Source organism: Ignavibacteriota bacterium, assembly GCA_016708125.1.
Lineage (GTDB): Bacteria > Bacteroidota > Ignavibacteria > Ignavibacteriales > Melioribacteraceae.
This window is the reverse complement of record JADJGF010000001.1, coordinates 1,172,671-1,193,678: the sequence shown is the minus strand read 5'-3', so window position 1 is coordinate 1,193,678 and position 21,008 is coordinate 1,172,671. Positions and strand designations below refer to the sequence as shown.

Annotated in this window: 19 protein-coding genes; 9 read left to right on the top strand and 10 right to left on the bottom strand. The window is 29.9% G+C overall.

The features are described 5' to 3' along the window. Positions 1-20 precede the first annotated feature (20 nt). The 5 genes from wecB to IPH62_05430 are packed head-to-tail and all read right to left on the bottom strand — an operon-like array spanning position 21 to position 5,778. The gene (gene wecB, locus IPH62_05450; protein MBK7104710.1) at positions 21-1,070 is read right to left on the bottom strand and encodes a UDP-N-acetylglucosamine 2-epimerase (non-hydrolyzing); all 1,050 of its coding nucleotides are present in this window, start codon (positions 1,068-1,070) and stop codon (positions 21-23) included. Further along, complete coding sequence (locus tag IPH62_05445; GenBank protein MBK7104709.1) at positions 1,067-2,359, bottom strand: glycosyltransferase family 4 protein; 1,293 nt, start codon at positions 2,357-2,359, stop codon at positions 1,067-1,069. Before IPH62_05445 ends, wecB begins: the two co-directional genes overlap by 4 nt. Beyond that, on the bottom strand, positions 2,356-3,624 hold the full coding sequence (locus IPH62_05440; GenBank protein MBK7104708.1) for a glycosyltransferase: 1,269 nt from the start codon (positions 3,622-3,624) through the stop codon (positions 2,356-2,358). The genes IPH62_05445 and IPH62_05440 overlap by 4 nt, the downstream gene beginning before the upstream one ends. 24 nt (positions 3,625-3,648) lie before the next feature. Beyond that, positions 3,649-4,695: an NAD-dependent epimerase/dehydratase family protein gene (locus tag IPH62_05435; protein MBK7104707.1), complete on the bottom strand. Its 1,047-nt coding sequence runs from the start codon at positions 4,693-4,695 to the stop codon at positions 3,649-3,651. A gap of 33 nt (positions 4,696-4,728) precedes the next feature. Then, positions 4,729-5,778, bottom strand: coding sequence for a glycosyltransferase family 2 protein (locus IPH62_05430; GenBank protein MBK7104706.1), 1,050 nt, complete (start codon positions 5,776-5,778; stop codon positions 4,729-4,731). Positions 5,779-5,992: 214 nt separating this feature from the next. On the opposite strand from IPH62_05430, the gene IPH62_05425 reads away from it, so the two are divergent. Further along, a complete protein-coding gene (locus IPH62_05425) occupies positions 5,993-6,301 on the top strand; it encodes a hypothetical protein (protein MBK7104705.1) in 309 nt (102 codons plus the stop codon). Between the two features lie 145 nt (positions 6,302-6,446). On the opposite strand, the gene IPH62_05420 is transcribed toward IPH62_05425, so the two are convergent. Together IPH62_05420 and IPH62_05415 are read right to left on the bottom strand one after the other, a co-directional pair. Next, positions 6,447-7,331, bottom strand: coding sequence for a cobalamin-binding protein (locus tag IPH62_05420; protein ID MBK7104704.1), 885 nt, complete (start codon positions 7,329-7,331; stop codon positions 6,447-6,449). 11 nt (positions 7,332-7,342) lie between these two features. Beyond that, positions 7,343-7,840 carry a DUF456 domain-containing protein gene (locus IPH62_05415; protein MBK7104703.1) on the bottom strand — a complete coding sequence of 166 codons (498 nt, stop codon included), beginning with the start codon at positions 7,838-7,840 and terminating at the stop codon, positions 7,343-7,345. A 229-nt stretch (positions 7,841-8,069) separates the two neighbouring features. On the opposite strand from IPH62_05415, the gene IPH62_05410 reads away from it, so the two are divergent. From IPH62_05410 to IPH62_05400, 3 genes are all read left to right on the top strand, one after another. Then, a complete protein-coding gene (locus IPH62_05410; protein ID MBK7104702.1) occupies positions 8,070-8,927 on the top strand; it encodes an NmrA family NAD(P)-binding protein in 858 nt (285 codons plus the stop codon). A gap of 60 nt (positions 8,928-8,987) precedes the next feature. Further along, positions 8,988-9,371, top strand: a complete 384-nt coding sequence (locus IPH62_05405) for a LysM peptidoglycan-binding domain-containing protein (GenBank protein MBK7104701.1) — start codon at positions 8,988-8,990, stop codon at positions 9,369-9,371. 77 nt (positions 9,372-9,448) lie between these two features. Beyond that, positions 9,449-9,778 (top strand): thioredoxin family protein, encoded by a 330-nt coding sequence (locus IPH62_05400; GenBank protein MBK7104700.1) that lies wholly within the window; start codon positions 9,449-9,451, stop codon positions 9,776-9,778. Positions 9,779-9,841: 63 nt separating this feature from the next. Here IPH62_05400 and IPH62_05395 read toward each other — a convergent pair whose 3' ends face one another. After that, positions 9,842-11,191, bottom strand: a complete 1,350-nt coding sequence (locus IPH62_05395) for an alpha-glucosidase C-terminal domain-containing protein (GenBank protein ID MBK7104699.1) — start codon at positions 11,189-11,191, stop codon at positions 9,842-9,844. 83 nt (positions 11,192-11,274) lie between these two features. On the opposite strand from IPH62_05395, the gene IPH62_05390 reads away from it, so the two are divergent. From IPH62_05390 to IPH62_05380, 3 genes are all read left to right on the top strand, one after another. Next, positions 11,275-12,444: an AI-2E family transporter gene (locus IPH62_05390; GenBank protein ID MBK7104698.1), complete on the top strand. Its 1,170-nt coding sequence runs from the start codon at positions 11,275-11,277 to the stop codon at positions 12,442-12,444. A 191-nt stretch (positions 12,445-12,635) separates the two neighbouring features. Beyond that, on the top strand, positions 12,636-13,196 hold the full coding sequence (locus tag IPH62_05385; protein MBK7104697.1) for a sigma-70 family RNA polymerase sigma factor: 561 nt from the start codon (positions 12,636-12,638) through the stop codon (positions 13,194-13,196). Next, a complete protein-coding gene (locus IPH62_05380) occupies positions 13,172-15,802 on the top strand; it encodes a serine/threonine protein kinase (protein ID MBK7104696.1) in 2,631 nt (876 codons plus the stop codon). The genes IPH62_05385 and IPH62_05380 overlap by 25 nt, the downstream gene beginning before the upstream one ends. 409 nt (positions 15,803-16,211) lie before the next feature. Here IPH62_05380 and IPH62_05375 read toward each other — a convergent pair whose 3' ends face one another. Both IPH62_05375 and IPH62_05370 read right to left on the bottom strand, forming a co-directional pair. Further along, positions 16,212-17,789 (bottom strand): T9SS type A sorting domain-containing protein, encoded by a 1,578-nt coding sequence (locus IPH62_05375; protein MBK7104695.1) that lies wholly within the window; start codon positions 17,787-17,789, stop codon positions 16,212-16,214. Between the two features lie 129 nt (positions 17,790-17,918). Further along, positions 17,919-19,493, bottom strand: a complete 1,575-nt coding sequence (locus IPH62_05370) for a hypothetical protein (GenBank protein MBK7104694.1) — start codon at positions 19,491-19,493, stop codon at positions 17,919-17,921. Between the two features lie 360 nt (positions 19,494-19,853). On the opposite strand from IPH62_05370, the gene IPH62_05365 reads away from it, so the two are divergent. Continuing rightward, a complete protein-coding gene (locus tag IPH62_05365; protein MBK7104693.1) occupies positions 19,854-20,480 on the top strand; it encodes an outer membrane beta-barrel protein in 627 nt (208 codons plus the stop codon). A gap of 24 nt (positions 20,481-20,504) precedes the next feature. Then, complete coding sequence (locus tag IPH62_05360) at positions 20,505-20,921, top strand: hypothetical protein (protein MBK7104692.1); 417 nt, start codon at positions 20,505-20,507, stop codon at positions 20,919-20,921. The last annotated feature ends 87 nt before the right edge of the window (positions 20,922-21,008 follow it).

The window sequence follows — 21,008 nt, the reverse complement described above, 5'->3', positions numbered from 1 at the left end:
GATAAAATTGAAATTTCTGTTCAATATATTTTTTGTAAATAATTTGCAATTAGTTCCCCAGCATTTCCATCACCAAAATATTTTTTTTGTTCGGAAGTTGGCGAAAGTTTTGCAGAATTAATAATTTTCGTAACATCTGGTCCAACTATAAAATTCCAGTTGTTTTCCAATGTTTCAATCCATTCTGTTTCTTCACGTAAAGTTATACATTGCTTCTGAAGAAAATAAGCTTCTTTTTGCAAACCGCCGCTATCGGTTAAAACTTTTTTGCAATTCTTTAAAAGTATTAACATTTCCAAATAACTAACGGGATTTATAATTTTTACATTTTCAGAAAATTTAATTTGTGGCAAATATTTTTGTGTTCGTGGATGAAGTGGAAGTAAAACCGGGAAATCCAAATTAGAAAAAGCTGTAAAAATATTTTGTAAACGATTTGTATCATCTGTGTTTTCTTGGCGATGAATTGTTGCCAAATAAAATTCGTTTAAATCTGTAATTTGATTTAAGAAAAATTTCTCTTCCGCTAAATTCTGATAGAACAAAACCGAATCAAACATTACATCACCCGAAAAAAATGATCTTTCTTTCAATCCTTCTTTTTCTAAAAGACTCATTGCGTTTTGCGTCGGTGCAAATAAAATATCGGAAATGTGATCTGTTGTAATTCTGTTAATTTCTTCCGGCATTAGTCGGTTAAAACTTCTTAATCCGGCTTCAACGTGTGCAACTTTTATATGAAGTTTGCTTGCGGCTAAAGATCCGGCAATCGTTGAATTTGTATCACCGTAAACTATAACCCAATCCGGATTTTCATCAATTAGAATTTTCTCAATTCCTTCAAGCATAAGCGCAGTTTGCTTTCCGTGATTTCCCGAGCCAACATTTAAATTATAATCCGGTTTTGGAATTTGAAGTTCATCAAAAAAAACTTTTGACATATTCTCATCATAATGCTGCCCGGTATGAAGTATTAAATCTTTTATTTCCGGAAATTTTCTCAATTGTTTACTAACAACTGCGGCTTTAATAAATTGAGGTCGAGCGCCAATTATTTCAATAATTTTCATTTAATCTCTTCTTCAAAAATTTTAGATAATTTTTTCGTAAGATTTTTTCTTGAATATTCTTCAACATTATATTTGTAATCAAAAGAATTATTCAACCAATTATTATACATTTCCTTCAATAAGTTATAAGCAATTGCTTCGTCTTTGTAATCAACCATTTTTCCGCAATCGGATTTAATAATTATTTCATTTGCATTTCCATCAATAGGACCAACAGCAAATATTGGTTTTTTCGATCCTAAATATTCAAAAATTTTACCGGTTAAAAATCCTTTATTATTTGGAACATCATCAATTATTAAAAGCAGAACATCAGCATTTTGCAGAATATTTGTCGATTCATGATGAGGCAGAAATCCTTTTTCTTCAACATAATTTTTTAGATTTAATTTTCTCACTTCTTTAGAAAATTCACTGCAAGTTTTTCCGGCGATTATAAATTTAACATTTGTAATTCCATCTTCATTTAAAAATTTTTTCAGTGCTGATAAAAAAACAAACGGAACTCTTGTTTTTGTAATTACTCCAGTATAAGCAATTGTGAAAATATTATTTTTTACTTTTTCTGTTTTGTGAAAATCGGTTTCATCAAAACCGTTGGGAATTACAAAATATTTTTTTTCTCCGTTTTTAGATTTGAACAAATTTACAATATCAGCACTTATTGTAATTATTGAATCGGCATTTTGCAAAACTTTTTTTTCTAAATTCTGATCAATTAGTTTGGTTAAGGAATTTCTCTGTAAATTTTGATAATGTACAATTTCCATCCAAGGATCTCTGAAATCAGCCACCCATTTGAGTTTTGTAAACCTTGCTAATTTTTTGGCAATAAGCTGAACCGTATGCGGCGGAGATGTGGAAAAAATTAAATCAACTTTTTCTTTACGAATAATTTTTAATCCTTCCTTAACTGCAAAATATTTCCATCCAATTTTTGCATCGGGAATGAAAAGATTTATTCTTATCCATTTAGAAATTTTTTCAGTAAAACTAAGATTTGTGCTTTTTGTAATTACATCGCTGGGAATTTTATATGATTTATCTTTCCCCGTTAATTTTTTATAAATCTCAAAAGGTTCAATCGCTTTGGATTTATAAACTTTACATTCTGCGGGAATATCATTTAATAAAGTTTCATCAATAACGGGACAATCCGGATTTTCAACTGTCAAAATTATTGGCGTCCATCCAAATTGAGGAAGATATTTTGCAAACTTTAAAACTCTTTGAACTCCCGCTCCGCCAGCCGGCGGCCAATAATATGTTATGATTAAGACTTTTTTCATTTGTTTAAAATAGCTTTTGCATAATTATGCCAGCTAAAATCTTTTGCGGAAATTGCAACATTTTCTCTTGGAATTGGATTTGTAATAAACTTCTTCATTACCACAACCATCGAATCAATATTTTCTGGTTCGGCTAAATATCCGTTAAATCCATCCTTAATTGTTTCTGGAAAATGTCCGACTTTAGTTGCAAGCGAAGGCAATTTAAAATTATATGAAATTGATTCAACTCCGGAGGGCGTTGCGTTTAGGTAAAACAGCAAATTGCAGTCACTCACTTGAAAATATTTATGTACTTCGTCATTCGGAACGTATTCATTAATAACCGTTAAATTTTTTTCAATTCCCAATTCTTTAATCAAATTTAGCGGCTGATAATCTCTTTCATTTTTTGATTTGCGTAAAACAATTTTTTTTGCAGTATCGAAAATTGCTTTTTTAATTTTTGTTGAAATTTTATTTGAAGCCAAAGTATTCCAAAAAGATTCGCCAACAATTAAAAGTGAAACATCATTTCTTTCATTCTGCAATTTGGTAAAAGCCTTAATTACATTGTGCAAACCTTTATATTCACGAATAAATCCAAAAAATAAAAACACATATTTTTTCAAATTCAATTCAGCTTTGGTTTTCTCAATATCAAAATTCGGATTCGGTTTAAACATATCATAAATTGGATGATAAAGTTTTATCACACTTTTACTTTCATTACCAGAACGTTTTCCGGTTTCATCAATGTGGAATTTTGTTTGCGGGAAAATAGATTTTAATTCATCAAAAGTTTTGTATGAATGAACAATATATGTATCGGAATTTTTCAATCCATATTTGATTAAAAATTTATCAATTGTACTTGGTTCTTTTTGCGCAACAACATGCAAATCAAAAATAATTTCTCCGGAAAATTTCTTCTTTATCTTTTTTACAATATAACCAAGCGGTAAACCTTGAATTGCAATTGCCCATTGAATAATAATTATATTGGGATTTATTTTTAGTAATTCATCAACAGTTTTATTCCACGAAAAAGGATCGTTATAGTTTGTAAGATAAATTTCAGAAATGTTAGTTCCATCAAGTGGATTTTTCTTTGAACTTTTATCTATAAAATCGCGTGGAATGAAAAATGGATATTGCTGCGTCCAAGAAAAAATTGTTACTTCTGTATTTTCAAATTCTGTAAAAGCTTTTGCAAGTGATAATGTATAATTTGCAATTCCGCCTTTAAATTTTGGACCCGGACCAAAAACAACAATTTTTTTCATTGGGAAAATTTCCAAATAAACATTTTATACATTTTGCTCAAGAGCTTTATTATAAACTCTTTTCATTCCTTCTGCCAAAGAAATTTTTGGTTCCCAACCGAGTTTTTCTTTTACATAATCCATATTGCAATAACGCGAGTGAACACCAACCGGTTTGTCAATCAAAGGTTTTATTGTGGGATTGTAATCAGCAAATTTTGCAAATACATTTATCAAATCGATGAATGTTGTAAGTTTTCCGGAACCAATATTTATAGCAGAACCATCATGAATTTTATCCATTGCTAAAAGTGTGCATTCAACAACATCATCAATATGAACAAAATCCCTACCTTGTTTTCCGCTTCCCCAAACTTCAAATGGATTTTCTTTTTTTGCAGCACGCGCCGCAATTGCTGGAACGGGATAAGACAAATCTTGATCTTCTCCATAGCCAGAAAACGGACGAATACAAACAACAGAAATTCCATAATGTTTTGCGGCTAAGTGAGCTAAATATTCTCCGGTCATTTTCGTCCAGCCGTAAGTCATATCCGGCTTACCTAAAACATCACCATTTATATTTACATCGGTTTCTTTTAAAGCAACTGCGGTTTCTTCTTTTTGTAATGAGTTTGGATAAGCTGCGCTTGAGCTTGGATAAAGAACTCTTTCCGGTTTTGCTTTAGTTACCCAATGAAAAAATTCAGCGTCAATTGCTAAATCCAATGCAACGGCAAGCGGATCACCGTCAATTTTTGCTCTTCCGCCAACAATTGCAGCAAAGTGAAAAACATCATTAAATTTTGTGAAATTCAAATTATAGTTTTCAATAAAAAAATTAGGATTCTCTAATAATTTTTTCAGAAAATTTCTAAAATCCATTTTGAAAAAAACTAATCTTTCATCTTTCCCAAATATTTCTACATCACTTATTTTTTTTGATGTATTATCTTCAAGCCAAGTTGATGGATGCGTTCCGATCGATAAATCATCAACTGTAATAATTGTATCATTTGTATTTTTCAAAAAATGTTTAACAAAATTTTTTCCAACAAATCCACAAGCACCGGATATTAAATGATATTTCATTTTTACCTAAAATTTTTCAAGAATATTTTAAAATTATTTTTTCTCTTTTATTCCGTAATCATCTTCTTTTCTATTATTGTGAACAAGCATTTCTCCAATTAATCCAAGTGAGAAAAACTGCACGCCAACAATAATTAAAAGTGTTCCCAAATATAAAATTGGACGGTTGCTTAAATTAACTTTATGCAGAAACCACAAGATTGATAAATAGCCGTCAATTACAAATCCGGCAATAAAAGAAATTAATCCGAGCAAACCAAAAAAGTGAAGTGGACGGCGGATATATCTAGTTGTAAAAATTACGGTTACCAAATCAATAAATCCTTTAAAAAATCTGGAAACACCAAACTTAGTTTTGCCGTATCTTCTTGGATGATGTTTAACCGGAATTTCCGAAACTTTATAACCTTTCCAATCTGCTAAAACGGGAATGTATCTATGCAATTCTCCGTGAACATCAACATCTTTCACAACGTCTTTTCTGTATGCTTTTAATCCGCAATTAAAATCATGAATTTTAATTCCCGTCATCACTTTAGTTACATAATTAAAAAAACGAGAGGAAAACTTTTTAATAAACGGATCGTGACGTTTTTTCTTCCAGCCGGAAACTAAATCATAACCTTTTTCCAATTCTGCAATTAAATTTGGAATTTCACCCGGATCGTCTTGAAGATCGGCATCCATTGTAATAATTGCATCGCCGGAAACATTTTGGAAACCAACGCTTAACGCAGCGGATTTTCCATAATTTTTTCTAAAACTTATATATTTAATTCTGTTATTTGTCTTGGCTAAATTTTTTATTACGTTCAATGAATTATCGCTGCTGCCGTCATCAACAAAAAGAATTTCATAATTTGTAGAGAGTTTTTCAAATTGCTCGCTAATTTCTTTTGTTAATTTAGATAAGGATTCTTCTTCATTAAAAAGAGGAATTAGAATAGAAATTTTTTGAAATTTAGTTGTAACAACATTTGAAGTTGTTTTTTCAATTTGTTTGTTTTTATTATAATAATGTCTTCTTGGCTGAAAAGTTCTTTTGGGTTTCTTATCCGGAAATTGTTTTTTTTCTCGCTCAATTGGTTTTTCTGTATTTTCAGATTTTACTGGATTTGGATTAACAGAATCTGAATTTTTGTTTTCAGAATTACCTTTAATTTCTTCGTTATTCAAAAAGACCTCTTAAAAAAATTCTAAACAAATTATAGTTTCAATTGCTAAAAAAGAATATTAAAATTAACTTAATATAAGTCTAAAATCAATTTAACAAGTTTTATATGATAGAAAATTTAAAATGGGCGCAATAATTTATTGGGGAATTATTAGAACTGCAATTTTACTTCCATTTCTGTGGCTTGTTTTGGATTTTATTGAATACAAATTTTGGTGGGCAATTGTATCAATTTCAATTTATGGAGTTATAATTCATCCGGCAGTAATTCAGTTTAATATTTTTAAAGAAAAGAATGAAAAAATAATTACAAATACACTTTGCTCAAGCTGTAAACATTTTGATGAAACCGCAATTTTATGTTTGAAGTTAGATGAACATCCAACCGAAGATGAAATTCCTTGCGGGGGTTCTGCTTGGGAACCGAAGTGAATTATTATTCCAATAAATATTATTATGCTTTTCTCTGCTGCCACCGTCCAAACAGTGGCGTAATTTACAACTGTCATCGAGTGGTCGACGACAGCAGCAACATAAATGAAAGGTGAATTTTAAAAAGATGGCATATTAAACTAAATTAATTTTCTAAAACCAATTTATTCAAATTTTCAACTGCATCAACAAAACGCGGTCCCGGACGGGAAAATAAATCTGCATTTACATAAAAAATTCTTTTATTAATTACGGATTTTAAAGTATTCCACTCGGGATAAGCATGTAAAAGTTCATCAATTTTATTTGTATTGGTTTCATATAGCAAAATATAATCCGGGTCTCTTTTCACAATTTCTTCACGGTTATACAATGGATACTTTATATCATTATCTGATGCAATATTTTTTAATCCGGCAAAAGTTAAAATTTCATTTATAAAAGAATTTTTACCAACAGTAAAAATCGGATTTGTAGAAACTAAAAAAAGTACAGTTTGAGCAAAAATTACATCGTGAGTTTTTTTAACTTTTTCAATTCTTAAATCCCAATTTATTATTAGTGAATCTCCAACTTTTTCTTTTCCAAGAATTTTGCTCATATCGGAAAGAGTTTTTTTAATTCCTCTATAATTTTTAGGATTTGAAACAAAAACTTTTAATCCAAGTTGTTTTAATTTATCATAATCATATTTGGAATTTCCTTCAACAGTTATAAAAATTATATCCGGCTTTAGGGAAATTATTTTTTCAACATCGACCGTTAATAAATCGCCGACCTTTTCAATACTTTTTGCGGAATCCGGAAAGTTGCAATATTTTGTATTTCCGACAATTTTTTTTCCAACATTTAATGAAAAAAGAAGTTCGGTTAAATTTGGCGCAAGTGAAACAATTTTGTTTATTTTAGTATTTACTTCAAAAGATTTTCCTAAATCATCCATAATTGAATTTTTATTAATTTTTAATTCTTCAGATTCTCCGCATCCAAAAAGAATTAAAATGAGGAAAAGTAGTATATATTTTTTCATAAATATTTGTCTCAAGCTAAATTTTGAAAAACTGCTTTCGTAAAATAAAATGCCATAATTCCCGTTAAAATAATTTTAATTATTATTGCAAAAATGCTAAACGCAAATGAAACAATTCCAATTTTTATAGCTTCGGTTTTTGCTTTTCCGGCGAGTAATTCTCCAATAATTGCACCGAATAATAAACCAAGCATCATTCCAAATGGCGGGAAGAAAAACATTCCTATTATCATTCCAATTATAGAAAATATAATTCCCTTTCTTGAAGCTTTAAAACTTTTTGCTCCCATAAAGGGTAGTAAATAATCTAAAAAATAAACTGCAATATTTAGAATTGCCATAATAACTAAAAATGTTGCGTTGAATGTTGAAGTATCGGCAAATTTTAATGTAAGCAATGCCAAATAAGCCAATGGTGGTCCCGGTAAACCCGGAATTACACAACCAACGAAACCTATAAAAATTAATATAAAACCAATAATTACAGCAATGAAAAAAAATGATTCCATTTATAAAATATCATAAGAAATTATTAATGTACTATAAGATATAAAAATTGAATATCTAAATTTTACAAAACACAAAATTGCGCATTGTAAATTTTCTTGATTTTAAAATAAACTTAGTTATATTTAAAAATATAAAAGACTTTTCTGCATTCTATAAATTCACTTCCTCTGTTTAGGTCTTAGAAAAATAATTTCAAATTTTAGAAATATTCAAAAATCGGAGGAGAAAATGAAAGACAAAATTTTAATAATTGGCGCAAGCGGTTCAATAGGATTAGAAGTTGCACACAAATTAATTGATAAAAATTTACCAGTGAAAATTGCGGTTCGTGATCCGGAAAAAGCTCAGAAGATGAATTTGAAAAATACAGAGTTTGTAAAATTTGATTATTTCAATAGTGAAACTTTTTCTTCAACTTTTGAAAATGTACAGAAATTACTTTTGGTTTCTCCGCCTTCATATTTTGGAATTCAAGATAATGTTATGAATGCAATAGATTCCGCAATTCAAAATGGTGTAGAATTAATAGTTAACATTTCTGCTATCAGCATTGAAAGCGAATTAGATAAACCGATGAAATTGATTGAAGATCACATAATGAAAAGTAAAATTCCTTTTGTTTTTATTCACCCAAATGTTTATATGCAAAACTTTAATGAAATATTTAGGGATTTTATTGTTTCCGAAGAAGAAATTTCAATTCCAACAGACAGTGCAAAAGTAAGTTTTGTTGATGTTAGAGATGTTGCGGATGTTGCCGTTCAAGCTTTATTGGATGATAAATTAAAAAATAATACTTACAGCTTAACCGGAAAACAAGCTTTAAATTTACACGTTGTTTCTTATCTTTTTTCTGAAGCACTTGGTAAGGAAATAAAATATAAAAATATTTCTGAAGATGTATTTGAAAAATTACTTCAATCGGCAAATTGGCCAAGTGGAACAATAAAAGGGACGTTGCAGCTTTGCAGTCATATTAAAAATGATGAAATTGATTTTGTTACAGATGATATTCAGAAAATATTAAATAAAGAACCAATAAAATTTCAACAATTTATTAATGATTATTTATACATTTGGAAATAAAATCATTATTATTTTTTGTTAAATTTAAATATCAATAAACTTAAAAGAAAAGGAGAAAAAATGGCACTTACAATGAAATATGGTCCGGTACTTGATCTTTGCAACAAATTAAATATGAAAGAAGCAAAGGTAGAAGAAGCTCTTGGAAGTTTAAAAATTTCCGGAACAGTTCACACTCAATATGAAAAAAATACAATTTGGGATAAAATAAAAGAAGTCGGCGGACAATCACCAGCTGATCTAAAAGCCGATATTAAAGTTGAAGCAAAAGATTATTACCACATTCATAAAGTTGTGAGCGGCGATTCTTTAAGCAAAATGGCAAAAGTTTATTTTGATGAAGCAAATAAATACATGAAAATTTTTGAAGCAAATAAAGATCAGTTAAAAAATCCGGATTTAATAAAAGTTGGACAAGAATTAAAAATTCCTTTTGTAGATTAATTTTTTGTTTCAAAAATATTTAATTTTGTAACCGCAACTTTTAAGTTGCGGTTTTTGTATTTAATTAAATGAAAATTATGATTGACATAAAATCACAAGTAGAGTTTGAAGAATTTATTAAAAATAGTGAAGCTGCGTTAATTTATTTCAGTACGCCGCAATGTAATGTTTGCAAAGTTTTGAAACCAAAAGTTCAAGAATTACTAAATGATAAATTTCCCAAAATTAAAATGGCTTATGTTGATTGCGAATTTCTTAAAGAAGTTTCCGCACAAAATAGAATTTTTGCGGTTCCAACAATTTTAGTTTTTTTAGATGGAAAAGAATTTATTCGCAAATCAAGAAATATTAGTATTGCAGAATTTAGTGAAGAATTACAAAGACCATACGAATTATATTTTAATTAGTAAGGAATGAAAATTTTCATTCCTTACATTAATTTTTTTTCGTTTCACATTTGACGTTTGACGTTATTTCGCCAAAACCAAATATTCATAAGCTTTAAGCTTAATATTATTGCCCAATTCAATATTCATAGAATTTTCAGAAATCACATTTTTAAAACTTCCGATACAATTTTTGTCATTTACAGAAATTTCTTGATCAGTGTTAGATAAATTTAAAATCACCAAAATTTTATCATCATCTTTTTCTCTTAAGTATGAAAGTACATTTTCATTTTTTAAATCAATAAAATTTACATTTCCACCTTTTTCGCCATTCCACATTGATTTATTAGTTTTTTTCTCAGTTAAAATTTTTGAATAAATATCTCTCATTTTAAATTCTTGCCAAGGAATTAAATCCTTTTCAAAAAATTCCAATCTTTTATTCATTCCGGCTTCTTGACCATTATAAATTAAAGGCATTCCTTTTGCTGTTAACGCTAAAATTGCAAAAGGTTCATATAGATTTCCGAGTCTTTCAAACTCAGTTCCCGCCCAAGTATTTTCATCATGGTTAGAAGTGAAATTCATTCTGAAATCATTTTCATTAAAATCTCTTGCGTTTTTTAAAAATAAATTTTTAATGCTGTCAACTGAAATTCCGCCTTTTGCATAATTGTTCATAATGTCTTTCAACCGCCAATTGTAAGTCATATCAAAACCATTTTTATGCAGTTCTGGATTTTCTCCTTCAGCAAGCATAAAAACGGGTTTAATTTTATCTAATTCTTGTCGCGCATTTTTCCAAAAATCCAACGGAACCATTTCTGCAACATCGCATCGGTAGCCATCAATATTGAATTCTTTAATCCAAAATTTTAATGCATCTAACATTGCAATTCTAAGATTTTTATTGTCAAAATTTAGATCAATTACATCGCTCCAATCTGAAACGGGCGGAATGAAATTTCCAATAGAATCTTTATTGTAAAATTCGGGATTTGTAATTGTCCAATTGTGATCCCAAGAAGTGTGGTTTGCAACCCAATCGATTATTACATACATTCCCAAAGCATGAATGCTATCAACCAAAACTTTAAAATCTTTTTCATTTCCAAAATTTGGATTTATGCCTTTATAATCTTTAACTGAATAATAACTTCCTAAAGTTCCTTTTCTGTTTTTTTCACCAATTGGATGAATTGGCATAAGCCACAAAATATCAACTCCAAGTTTTTTCAATTCTGGAAGATGATTCATAAATGATTTAAAAGTTCCCTCATTTGTAAATTGACGAATATTAACTTCATAAATTGAAGCATTGTAGCTCCACTCCGGATGTGTTGACGCTTCCTTTACAGCAATATTTTCTTTTTCCTTACATCCTAAAATCAATGTTGAGAAAATTATCAGCACATAAAAATATTTTTTCATTTTGTTCACCAATTCCTATCTAAATTTTAAAAATGAATTATTTTATAGTTAATTTTAATCTAAATTATAAATAAATTATATAAATGAAAAAGCAATTAGTAGATCCTGCAGTAAAATTTTTTATTGTATTTATTGGGTTAGTTGTTTTATTAGGAGTTCTTAAAGAACTTCAAGATATTTTTATACCACTAACAATTGCATACCTTTTAGTTTTTGTTTTTGAGCCGTTGAATGATTTTTTGATAAAACGTAAAATTCCTAAATCTTTAACAACATTTTTAGACTTACTTATAATAATTGGATTTTTCTGGGCTCTTTCAACTTTTATTATTGATTCGTTCAGCCGTTTGGGTGAAGAACTTCCGCAGTATGAAGAAAGATTAAACAATATCGTCAAAACTTCTGCTGCAAATTTTGGAATAGCCGATAAGTTTTTTTTAGAATTTGATATTTCCAAAATATTAAGCGATTTGGATTACAGCGGAATGGCAAGCGGATTTTTTTCTTCCACAATTTCAATTTTTTCTGCAGTGTTTTTTGTGTTGTTCTTTTTCATTTTTGTAAACAGCAGTCATTTACATTTAATCAACGCAATTAAAAATAGATATCTAAAAGTTCAGTCTCATGTTTCGAAAAAAATAATAAAGAAAAATTTAATTCTCGATGATGAAGAAATTGAAAAAGCTGAATATCAGAAAAAGTTAGATGAAGTTAGAACGCATCGAGAGCAAACAATTGAAAAAGCTTTTAGGGATATTACTGAACAAATTCAAAGATATATTGCGGCAAAGTTTTTACTTAGTTTATTAAAAAGTATTGTTATAGGAATTATACTTTGGATTTTTGATATCGACTTTTTAGTAGTCTGGGCAGTGCTTTCATTTTTCTTAAATTTTATTCCAAATATTGGGGCAATTGTTTCCGTTATTTTACCAGCTCTTATGACTTTAATTCAATATGAATCTATTGGGTACACATTATTGGTTGGGGGAATAATTTCATTTGCCGAAAATTTAATAGGCAATATTATGGAACCAAAATTTTTAGGAAATAAACTTGGGTTAAATCCGCTTGTAATTTTGTTATCCTTATTAATTTGGGGATACATTTGGGGAATTGCCGGAATGTTTTTATCCGTTCCGCTAACCGCTGTTTTGAAAATTATTATTTCAAATTCTCAGTCGGATAATCTTCAATTTTTAAATGAAGTTATGAGCAATGCCGAGGATTTGAAACAAAATAAATCATCATAGATAAGAAATAGTTTATTCTTTTAGCAATGATTATAGAATATTTCTGATCAACCAAATTTCCAAAAATATTTAATACCTACGTAATTCAACTTCATCAATAAAAATTAATTTATTTTTCATTGTGATTTGAACAGTTGCAAAATTGATGAATATTTATTTATCTTATAAAAAGACAACAAGACTTATTTTTAATGAACAGCAAATCGCAAAATATAACCCAACTTTTAAACTCAGCAACAGCCGGAGATAATTTTGCGCTCAATAATATTTTACCAATTGTATATGGTGAACTTAGAAAAATTTCGTCAAAATATTTGCGTGATGAATACAAAAAACACACATTGCAAACCACGGAATTGGTGCACGAAGCTTATATAAAATTAATTGGTGATCAAAATTTATCATGGGAAAGTAGAGCGCATTTTTATGGAATTGCTGCAAAATCAATGCGACAAATATTAGTGGATTATGCGCGAAAGAAGAAATCTGAAAAAAGAGGGCTTGGTAAAACTCAATTATCTTTGGATGATCTTAATTTTGTTTTGGCAGATTCGGAAGAGCAAATTTTAAATCTTAATGAAGCATTAAATAAATTAGAAAAATTAGAAGAGCGATCTTGTAAAATTGTTGAGTTAAGATTTTTTTCCGGTTTATCTTTGGAAGAAACTGCGGATATGTTAAATATTTCTTTAGCAACTGTTAAACGCGATTGGCAATTTGCGAAAGCTTGGCTTTACCGCGAAATCAATTAAGCAAATCAAAATTAACTCGGGAAAATTTGGATAATTCATTTAACGAAATATTGAAATCAATTTTTCAAAAAGCACTTGAACTTGATAAATCCGAAAGAGAAAATTATTTTAAAAATCTTTCGGATGATCAAAAAGAATTTGTAGATGAAGTAAAATCTTTACTTGCTTCGTATGAAAAAACTGATGATTTTCTTGAAATTGCATCAAATTATAATCAAATATTTTTAACCAGCGAAAACGAAATTCATCCATTAATTGGAAAACATATTGGTCCATATTTAATTGAAAGTGAAATTGGTTATGGCGGTATGGGTATTGTTTTTATTGGTCGAAGAGACGACAAAGAATTTGATCAAAAAGTTGCAATCAAAATTTTAAAGCAAGGTTTATCAACAAAATATTTAGTTAAACGTTTTGAAAACGAAAGACAAATTCTTGCAAATCTTCAGCATCCAAATATTGCAAAACTTTTTGATGGCGGAAAAACTTCCGATGGACTTCCGTATTTAATTATGGAATTTATTGAGGGAATTCCAATTACGGATTTTTGTAAGAAAAATAATTTTAATGTTAATCAAATTTTAGAATTGTTTAAAACTGTTTGCGGCGCAGTTCATTTTGCACATCAAAATTTAATTGTTCATAGAGATTTAAAACCCGGAAATATTTTAGTAACTGAACAAAGTATTCCAAAACTTTTGGATTTTGGAATTGCAAAACTGCTTGATGAATCTGTTGAAGTTGAAAATGTAAAATTAACACAAACAAAAATGTGGCATTTAACTCCGGAGTATGCGAGTCCCGAACAAATAAAGGGAGAAAATATTACAACCGGAAGCGATGTTTATTCGTTGGGAATTTTACTTTACGAATTAGTTTCCGGAAGCCAGCCGTATACATTTTTAAACTTTTCTCCGCTCTCAATTAACAAATCTATTGATGAAACTAATATTTTAAAACCAAGTGAAATTGTAAAAAAAAATACAAATCAAAATGAAAAAAATATTGCAAATGAAAAAATTGAAAAAAATGTTGAATCAAATAAAAGATCAAAATTATTAAAAGGTGATTTGGATAATATAATTTTAAAAGCAATGCACAAAGATTCATCGCAAAGATATTCATCGGTTCAAGGATTGATTAATGATTTAGAAAGATATTTAAAAGGCTTGCCGGTAAGCGCAAGAAAAGATACTTACTTTTATCGATTTACAAAATTTGTTAAAAGACATAAAGTTGGTGCTGCGCTATTTATTTTATTCAACATAATAATTTTATCAAGCATTGCCGCAATAATTTATCAAGCAAATATTGCAGCAAAAGAAAGAGATAATGCAAAACTTGAAGCAATAAAATCAGAAAGTGTAAATAAATTTTTACAGGAAATGATTTCTTCTGCAGATCCGACTGAAATTGGAAAAGACGTAAAAGTTTACGATGTTCTTCAAAAAGCATCAAAAGAAGTTGAAATTGGATTTAAGGATCAGCCCGGAATTGAAGCTGCTGTTCGTAAAACTTTGGGAAAAACTTTAACAAATCTCGGCGAGTTTGAAAAAGCAAAACGTCATCTTGAAAAATCATTAATGTTAAATCAAAAAGTTTATGGAAATGAAAGTTATCAAGCCGGAGAAAGTTTACATGAATTAGCTTTGCTTTATGATTGGCTTGGTGATTTAAATTATGCCGATTCTTTGTATAAAATTTCTGTAAAAATTTTAAGAAGTAATTCGGAAACACCACCTCGATCTTTATCAAGTGCAATAAATGATTTTGCAATAATAAAGCAGCAGCAAGATAGATATAATGAATCTTTAGAATTACTTAAAGAAGCATATAAAATTGTATTAATTAATTTTGGAGAAAAAGACAGAGACGCTGCAAGCATTGCAAATAATTTAGCTTTGTCATTTGAAGCAACAAGCGAGCTTGATTCCGCAAAAATATATTATCAAAAATCGCTTGAGTTATATATAGAACTTTTTGGCAATATAAGACCCGAAGTTTCTACAATTTATAACAACCTTGCTTATATTTTTATTGCTGAAGATGATTTTAAATCAGCGCATGAAAATTTCACAAAATCTCTTGAGTTAAAAAAAATTACATGGGGCGAAAATCATTCAATGGTTGGATTTGCTTATATGAATTTAGGCGCTTTGGAATACACTATGAAAATGTATGATTCTGCAAACAAAAATTTAATTAGTTCATTAAAAAATTATAAAACTTCAATTAATGAAAATCATATTTGGCTTGGATTAACTTTTTTTTGGTACGGAAAAAATTTAATAGAATTTAATAAATTAAATGAAGCTGAAGATTATATTCAGAAAGCATTAAAAATATATTACAAAAATTATTCGCCGGATCATGTAAATATAATTTCGGCAAGTGCGGAACTTGGAGTTATTTATTTACTTCAGAAAAGATATAAGGAATCTGAAAAACTTCTTTTAAACGGATACGAAAAAATAAAAGAGATAAAAGGTTCTAAAAATTTCAACACAAAAAGAATGTTAGATTATGTGATAAAATTTTATGATGAAACAAAAAATGTTGAAAAATTAAATTTTTATAAAAACCTTACTAAAACTTCTGCAAATTAATTTAGTGATCTCTTGTCAAATAATTTTGTTTTTGGGATTCCGGTATGCTTCGATAATCCGTTGGCTAACGGACAGCAACCGGAATGACAAGATTTGTCAATCTCGAAAGAGTGATCCGTTAGCTAACGGAGATTGAGAGATCTCAGAATTAATTTATGAGATTTCTCTTCAGTTTAATAAAAACCTCCGAGGTCTCTAAAGTTTACATAAAACTCGGGGGTTTGAATTATTGGAATGACGAAATTTTGTAACCTTTAATGTTTTATATGAGACATCTCAATTAATCTTGGAATTTTGCAATCTTTCAATTTTTCCCGATTCATGTCTCTGTTTTCCGTTTCCACTGAATTACCACCTAATTACTACTGAATTACTTTTTCCGTCTCCACGTCTTTACGTTTCTTCGTTTTTACTTTGAATATTCTAGCCATTTTGTGTTTCTTGGTGCGTTATATATCCATTCTGTTGTTGTTTTTTCTTTTTCACTGCATAGTGCACCGTCTATTGCAAAATCCATATATGTTAATGGTCGGCCATACATTACGTCCGATGCGAATGGGCTTGTTAATCCTGTGCTTGTAAATAGTGATCTTATTGCTTCGTGTCCTGTTACATATTTAATTTGATCTGGCGTTAAGTTTCTATTTAGGCTTATGTCCCATTGTTTTAGGTATGGTCCTTGTTCATCGAAGTCATATATTATTTGTACTCCGTTTCCTAGGTTGGGGTTTTTGTAGTCTACTATTCTTAGTTGTGCGTTTGTTTTATCTGTTGTTTCTTCGAATTTTATGTCGTTGTTTTCTAGTCCTAGTATTCCGTTTAATGTCGCGTTCGAGTATTCTTCGTTTGGCGCGTCTGCTCTGTTTATCCATACTTTTATTGGGTTTTCTTTGAATCTTGTTTTTGTGAAGTTGTATTCTTGGTGGTTTTCGTATCCTGTGTTTCGTATTTCTGTTATGTCTTGTAGGTATTCCATGTAGTCGTTGCTTTCTTTGTGGTATTCCCATGTTTGTGTGTCTTCGTGCCATATTGGTCTTATTGCGTTGTTGTCTGTTTGTATTTTTAGGTTTAGTATTCCTTGGTTGTCGTTTATTCCGTAGACTTCTGTTGTTCCCATTTGTATTTTTATTGGGTGTGTTATGTTGTAGTAGTTTGGCATTGTTATTTTTATTGTGTCTGTGTTGTTTTGTGTTGTTGTGAATTCGTACCATCCGTTATTCAAATCATATGTTTTTGTTGGTGTTGAACTTAAGAATGCTTTTCCGTTGTCTGCTGGTTCGTTTGTTTCTAGGTCGTATATGTATCCTTTGATTATATTTTTTCCTTCTAGTTCTATTGTTCCTAGGTCTGTGATGTCTGTGTATGTTTTTCCGTCTATTATTGTTGTGTCTTTTGCTTGTGGTATTCCTTTTACTCTTGGGCTGTTTATTATTATGCTGTCTATTGTTGTTCCGTCTTCTGTTAATTTATTTTCTTTTCTCAATTCTATAATTTTATGTTTTCTTTTCTGCTCTAACCATTTTATTCCGTTTATCTTTCCTTCAATTACTGATATCTCATTTACATATTCTTCTTTGTTTTCTGTCGTTACTTTTAATATATATTTTCCCGATGATAAATTATTTATTGTTATCGGTTCTTCTGCTTTTAATTCTGTACTTTTTACTTTCCTTCCAAGTATATCAAATATTGTTAGTTTGCTTTCTGTGTTAATTCTTAGTTTATTGTTTTCATAATTAAATGTTATTTTATTTTCTGCTGTTTCTTTTTTACTTTCTTCAATTCCGGTAATTATATCAAACATCCCTTCATTATTTGTGGTTACTTGTGTTGGTTCTGTTTTACCATTATAATATATCTTAACCTCTTGTCCTTTTAATCCTCTCTCAGTTACTATTTCAACTATCTTTCCGTTTAACATTCCGGTTGTCTGTGCGTTTATTATTAATGCTGTTGTAAAAAATATTATCATTACAAATCTTTTCATTTTATTCATGTCCCACTATTTTTAAACTATTTACTTCTTCCGTTATCCGTCAGCTGACGGAAACGGATTCTGAATTCTTTTCTTCACTTTTTACTTTTTTCGTCTCCTCGTCTTTACGTTTCTACGTTTTTACTTTGAGTATTCTAGCCATTTTGTGTTTCTTGGTGCCTTGTATATCCACTCTGTTGTTGTTTTTTCTTTTTCACTGCATAGTGCGCCATCGATTGCGAATTCCATATATGCTAAAGGACTACTGTACATTACGTCTGATATGAATGGGCTTGTCGGGTATGTGCTTACAAATAGTGATCTTATTGCTTCGTGTGATGTTACGAATTTAAGTTGATCGAGCGGTAAGTTTTTGTTTAGGCTTATGTCCCACTGTTTTAGGTATGGTCCTTGTTCGTCAAAATCATATATTACTTGTACTCCGTTTCCTAGATTTGGGTTGTTATAGTCTACTATTCTTAGTTGTGCGTTTGTTTTGTCTGTTGTTTCTTCGAATTTTATGTTGTTGTTTTCTAGTCCCATTATTCCGTCTAACGTTGTGTTTGAGTATTCTTCGTTCGGCGCGTCTGCTCTATTTATCCATACTTTCACGGGATTTTCTTTGAATCTTGCTTTTGTGAAGTTGTATTCTTGGTGTTTTTCGTATCCTGTGTGTCTTACGTCTGTTATGTCTTGTAGATATTCCATGTAGTCGTTTTTTCTTGTTTCGTATTTCCATATTCCGTCTTCTAGATATGTGAATATTGCGTTGTTGTCTGTTTGTATTTTTATGTTGAATAGTCCTTGGTTGTCGTTTATTCCGTATACGTTTGTTGTTCCCATTTGTATGTTTATTGGGTGTGTTATGTTGTAGTATTCTGGCATTGTTATTTTTATTGTGTCTGTGTTGTTTTGTGTTGTTGTGAATTCGAACCATCCGTTATTCAAATCATATGTTTTTGTTGGTGTTGATTTTAGAAATACTTTTCCGTTGTCTGCTGGTTCGTTTGTTTCTAGGTCGTATATGTATCCTTTGATCACATTTTTTCCTTCTAGTTCTATTAGTCCTAGGTCTGTGATGTCTGGGTATGTTTTTCCGTCTATTATTGTTGTGTCTTTTACTTGTGGTATTCCTGCTATTTGTGGGCTGTTTATTATTATGCTGTCTATTGTTGTTTCGTTGTTTGTTTTGAATAGTTTTGTTTTTGTGTTTTTTATTTCTTGTTCTAGTTTTCCTATTCCTGCTATTATTCCGTCTATTATTGTTATTTTGTTTGTGTAGTTTTGCCCGTCTATTTCTATTCTTGTCGTGTAGTTTGTTGATGTTAGTTGTCCTATGTTTGTTGTTTTGTTTTCTTCTATTTTTGTTTCTAGTACTTTTTCTCCTAGTCCCATGGTGTATATTGTTAGTTTTCCGTTTTTGTTTATTGTTATTCCTTCGTTGTTGTATGTGTATGTTATTTTGTTTGTGTTGTTTGTTTCTGTTTCTTCTTCTATTCCTGTTGTAATGTCTAGTGTTCCGTCTTTGTTTGTTTTTTCTGTTGTTGGGATTGTGTTTCCGTTGTAGTATATTTTTACTTCTTGGTCGTTTAGTGCGTGTGTTGTTCCTTTTTCCACTAGTTGTGCTTTTATGTTTCCGTATGTTTGTGCGTTTATAGAAGTTGGAATTAGAATAACAGAAAAGACTGTCGCAAAAACTTGAGGTTTAAGCTTCATATAATCTTCTTGATTTTATGTTTAAACTAATTAAATAATTTGAATTGAATCAAGTTATTTTGTTAATAACCAAACCTTCGAGGTTTTTAATTTTTCCTCAAATCTCGAAAGGTTGGAATATTGGAATGATAAATATGAGATTTCTCTTCCGATAAAAATCATCGGAATCGAAATTACAAATTTATTTTTGTAACGTTTTAACATTTCTACTTCTCAACGTTTTTACTTCTTTACGTTTACACGTCTTCACTTTTTTCCAAATTTAATGAGCTGTTTTGTCCTCCTTTTACGCATGTAGATATGAGAGAAAAAATTCATTGATTAAAACTCTCATAAACAAAACTACAAACGGAGGAAAAAATGCAAAAATTATTAACCAAACAAATTCTTTTAATCTTTTTTATTGCTTCAACAATTTCACTTGCGCAAAATGTAAAAATTGGACCAAGAATAACCGGAAATCTGAATATTTACAATCAAAACGGATTAACCGGATCCTATAACGGAATTGGAGTTGGAATTGGAGCGGCAATAGATATGTCGTTCACAAATAGTATTGGTCTTTTAACAAATCTCACATTGTTTGATATGAAGAATTTCTCAAATTCTCAAACGATTCAGACAACTACGGTTGAGCAATCTTTATCACTTTCATATTTATCAATTGATCCAATGTTCAAAGCAGAATTCAGTGGATTTTATCTTGTTGGCGGACCATCAATTGCAATAAAATTAAGCTCAAGCGGCGAAACAAGTCAAGTTGTAACGGGACAAGCTCCCGTAGTTCAGCCGGTAAATTTTGATACAAAATCCGTAAAATTTGATATAGCTGTCGGTACCGGTTATAATTTTAAGGTTTCACCAACGATTGCTTTGGGAACAGATTTTATAGTTTATGTTCCGTTAACAAACACATACAATTTCCCGGGAGTAAGTAATAGTACTTTAAGTCTTAAAATGGGAGTTTCGGTAAAATTTGGTCTTTAAATCATAAAATAATAGGGAATTAATATGAAAAAAATAATTATATATTTTTTGCCAATCTTATTTTTAGCAATAACATCTTGTGATGACAGTGCCGGAATTACAAATCCAACCGGAGGTGGTATTGGCGGAATTGGCGGCGGTGGAACTGGAAGTGTAACTTTTACAATAGGAACTTCTCAAGGAGAACAAGGGGGAATTTACTTTACCGCCGCACCAAGTGTTTCGGTAAAAATTACAAAAGTGACAGTAAGTCTTCCGGCGCAACAATTTACAGATGTTCTACAAGGGGATGGAGCAACAGTGTACAATGCAAATGAAGCAGTTTTACTGCAAGAATATGTTGGAGTTGAAAACGGTCAACAGTGGACATTTCAATTTGAAGGAACATTGGCAAGTAATAATCAAACATTTAGCGTTAATTCTAACTTTACAGTTAGATAAAGGGTAAACTAAAAATTTAAGTTTCCCTCCACCGTAGTTAATGAGTCCTCTTTTTCCGAGGGCTCATTGTTTTTAAAATATTTTCAT